4 protein-coding genes and 1 pseudogene are annotated in these 3,693 nt (G+C 70.9%); all 5 read left to right on the plus strand.

Annotation, left to right across the window (positions count from 1 at the left end):
• Nucleotides 1–263: pseudogene (locus tag ACI379_RS02955) on the plus strand (dipeptide/oligopeptide/nickel ABC transporter ATP-binding protein); the annotation flags it as partial.
• Nucleotides 256–1,611 carry a replication-associated recombination protein A gene (locus ACI379_RS02960; RefSeq protein ID WP_439790569.1) on the plus strand — a complete coding sequence of 452 codons (1,356 nt, stop codon included), beginning with the start codon at nucleotides 256–258 and terminating at the stop codon, nucleotides 1,609–1,611. The pseudogene ACI379_RS02955 and the gene ACI379_RS02960, both read left to right, overlap by 8 nt.
• A gap of 9 nt (nucleotides 1,612–1,620) precedes the next feature.
• Nucleotides 1,621–2,157, plus strand: a complete 537-nt coding sequence (locus ACI379_RS02965; protein ID WP_439790570.1) for a hypothetical protein — start codon at nucleotides 1,621–1,623, stop codon at nucleotides 2,155–2,157.
• Nucleotides 2,154–2,489 (plus strand): DUF6167 family protein, encoded by a 336-nt coding sequence (locus tag ACI379_RS02970; protein ID WP_439790571.1) that lies wholly within the window; start codon nucleotides 2,154–2,156, stop codon nucleotides 2,487–2,489. The genes ACI379_RS02965 and ACI379_RS02970 overlap by 4 nt, the downstream gene beginning before the upstream one ends.
• The coding region (locus tag ACI379_RS02975) for an alanine--tRNA ligase-related protein (RefSeq protein ID WP_439790572.1) at nucleotides 2,489–3,693 on the plus strand (1,205 nt) is incomplete at its 3' end. The genes ACI379_RS02970 and ACI379_RS02975, both read left to right, overlap by 1 nt.

The following is a 3,693-nucleotide window of genomic DNA, read 5'->3' on the forward strand; positions in this document are numbered from 1 at the left end:
GCACGCGGTGCCCGATCGCCCAGGAGATCTGCGCGAAGCAGGAGCCGCCGCTGCTGCAGATCGGCTCGCGCCACAAGGTCGCCTGCCACTTCCCGGGACGTCTGGGCAGCGCGCCCGCCCAGCCGGTGACCACGCGCATGCTCGGCGTGGACGACCAGGGCAACCACGACCCGGGCGCCGCCTCGGGCAACGTGCCGCTCGACGAGCCGGGCTACTCCGACACCTGGTTCGACCTGGACAGCAAGACGATGGGTCGTGCCTGACGACGCCCTGTTCGACGCGCCCGGCGCGGCACCGGACGGCGGAGGCTCACTGAGCCACGCCCGTCACGGTGCCGCGCCGTTGGCGGTTCGTATGCGGCCGCGCACCCTCGACGAGCTGGTCGGGCAGGGACAGCTGCGGGCCGAGGGCTCACCCCTGCGACGCCTCATCGAGGGCGACCAGTCGATGTCGCTGCTGCTGTGGGGTCCGCCCGGGACGGGCAAGACCACGATCGCCTCGATCGTGTCCCAGCAGACCTCGCGCCGGTTCGTCGAGGTCTCCGCCGTCTCCGCGGGCGTCAAGGAGGTGCGCGCAGCCATCGACGCCGCGCGCTCCGACCTCGTACGCACTGGGGAGGAGACCGTCCTCTTCGTCGACGAGGTCCACCGCTTCTCCAAGGCGCAGCAGGACGCGCTGCTGCCCGGCGTGGAGAACCGCTGGGTGACCCTGGTGGCGGCGACGACGGAGAACCCCTTCTTCTCGGTGATCTCACCGTTGCTCTCGCGCAGCCTGCTCCTGCGCCTGGAGTCCCTCACCGACGACGACGTGGCGGACGTGATAGAGCAGGCACTCGTCGACGAGCGCGGGTTGGCCGGCGCGGTCGCCCTCGACGACGACGCCCGCGACCACCTCGTACGCCTGGCCGGTGGGGACGCACGGCGTGCTCTCACCTACCTGGAGGCGTCGGCGGGTGCGGCCTCGAGCAAGGGGCTGGACACCATCGACCTGGCCACCACGGAGACCGCCGTGGACCAGGCGGCGGTGCGGTACGACCGCCAGGGCGACCAGCACTACGACGTGACGAGTGCCTTCATCAAGTCCATCCGCGGCTCCGACGCGGACGCGGCGCTGCACTACCTGGCACGCATGGTCGAGGCGGGGGAGGACCCGCGGTTCATCGCGCGGCGCCTGGTCATCCTCGCCTCCGAGGACATCGGGTTGGCCGACCCCACCGCGCTCACGACTGCGGTGGCGGCGGCCCAGGCGGTCCAGCTGATCGGCATGCCCGAGGCACGGCTCAACCTGGCCCAGGCCGTCATCGCACTTGCCGTGGCCCCCAAGTCGAACGCGGTGATCATGGCGATCGACGCCGCGCAGGGTGACGTGCGGGCGGGCAAGATCGGCTCGGTGCCCCCGCACCTGCGCGACGCCCACTACGCGGGGGCCAAGGACCTCGGCCACGGCAGCACCTACACGTACAGCCACGACGAGCCGTTCGGCATCGCCGAGCAGCAGTACGCCCCCGACGTGGTGGCCGACGCCCGCTACTACCGACCGACCGCGCTGGGGGCCGAGTCGGCGGTCAAGGAACGCTGGGAGCGAATCCGTCGGATCGTGCGGGGACGGTAGGGTCGGCGCGTGAGTCAGGAGCAGCAGTGGGTGGTCGTGGGGTGCCTGGTGGCCCTGTGCCTTCTCGTCGCCGTCCTGGCCCTGCACCGGGCCCGCGTCGTGTCGCGGGAGCTGCGCGCCCAGTCGATCAGGGCCGACGAGCTGGCCGAGCGTCTGGCCTCGTGGGAGGCGGACCGTCTCCGCGACGCCCCCGTGACCAGCGCCCGCGCCGGCGCCACCCCCGCGGCACCGGAGCAGACGTTCGTGATCACCCAGCTCGGTGACGTGGCCCCGACCGGGGAGCCCGCCGCGGAGGCTCCCGGCCGGATCGACGGACGCCTCTTCGCCGACCTGGTGGCCCGCGAGACGCTGGTGAAGTCCGCCGGCCTGGTTCACGGCGTACGCCGCGCGCTGGCTCCGGAGACACGCAACCGGATCCGGTTCGAGATGCGTCGCGAGGTCAAGCGGTCCAAGCGCAACCGGCGCAGTGAGATGAAGGTGGCCTGGCGCGAGTACCAGGCCCGCCAGCGTGGTCAGGTGACCTTCGACGAGGGAGACGCTGCATGATTCCCCGGCCACTGTGGTTCCTGGCGGGGGCCGGTGTCGGCGTCTACGCGGTGACCAAGGCCCGCCAGCTCGCCGAGACGTTCACCGTCGACGGTCTGCGGGACCGGGCGAGCGCCGTCGCCGTCGGGGCACGCCTCTTCGCCGAGGAGGTCAGCGCCGGCCAGGCCGAGAAGGAGGTCGAGCTGCGCGAGCGGTTCGGCCTGCCCCTCCAACCCCAGCACGCCGCCCTGGGCGCGCCCCGACCACGAACCTCGGTCGCACCAGGTGCCACACTTCCCCCCGTCGCCACCCCGGCGATCCACCCCACACAGCAGCAGGAGAACGACCTCTGATGGACACCGCGGAGATCCGCCGTCGATTCCAGGCTCACTTCGCCCACGACGTCACCGTCGGAGAGCACACCGTCGTCCCGTCGGCCTCGCTCCTGCTCGACGACCCCAACCTGCTGTTCGTCAACGCCGGCATGGTCCCGTTCAAGCCGTACTTCCTCGGCCAGGAGACCCCTCCCTACGTCCGTGCCACCAGCGTCCAGAAGTGCGTGCGCACCCCGGACATCGAGGACGTGGGCAAGACGACGCGTCACGGCACCTTCTTCGAGATGTGCGGCAACTTCTCCTTCGGTGACTACTTCAAGGAGGGCGCGATCCGCCTGGCCTGGGAGCTGATCACCAAGTCCGTCGAGGACGGTGGCTTCGGGCTCGAGGTGGACCGCCTCTACCCGTCCGTGCTGGCCGGTGACGACGAGGCCGTCGAGCTGTGGTGCCGGGTCACCGGGCTGCCGTCGGAGCGGATCATCAAGCTCGGGCCGAAGGAGAACTACTGGTCGATGGGGATCCCCGGGCCGGGCGGTCCCTGCTCGGAGATCCTGTACGACCGCGGTCCCGCGTACGGTCCCGACTTCGACTCCGCGACCCTGGGCCCGGACATGCCGGTCGAGCTGGAGGACCGGCTGCTGGAGATCTGGAACCTGGTCTTCATGCAGGACGAGCTGAGCGAGGTGCGCTCCAAGAGCGACTTCGACATCGCCGGCTCCCTGCCCAAGAAGAACATCGACACCGGCATGGGTCTCGAGCGCGTCGCCTTCCTGCTCCAGGGCAAGGAGAACATCTACGAGATCGACGTGATGTTCCCCGTCATCGAGAAGGCGATGGCGCTGACCGGGCGCACGTACGGTGAGAACGCCGAGGACGACGTCCGCTTCCGCGTGGTCGCCGACCACGTCCGCTCCTCGATGATGCTGATCGCCGACGGCGTCACGCCCGGCAACGAGGGACGCGGCTACGTGCTGCGCCGCCTCCTGCGCCGCGCAGTGCGCTCGATGCGCCTGCTGGGGTACGAGAAGCGGGCGCTGCCCGAGCTGATGCCCGTCTCGCGCGACCGCATGGGGGAGACGTACACCGACCTGCACGCCGACTGGGAGCGCATCTCGCGCGTCGCGTACGCCGAGGAGGACGCGTTCCGCAAGACCCTGCAGGCCGGGACGCAGATCTTCGACAGCGCCGCCGCAGACGTCAAGGGCGCCGGTGGCACCGTGCT

The sequence above is a fragment of the Nocardioides sp. genome (assembly GCF_051876515.1).
In the GTDB taxonomy this organism is placed as follows: domain Bacteria; phylum Actinomycetota; class Actinomycetes; order Propionibacteriales; family Nocardioidaceae; genus Nocardioides.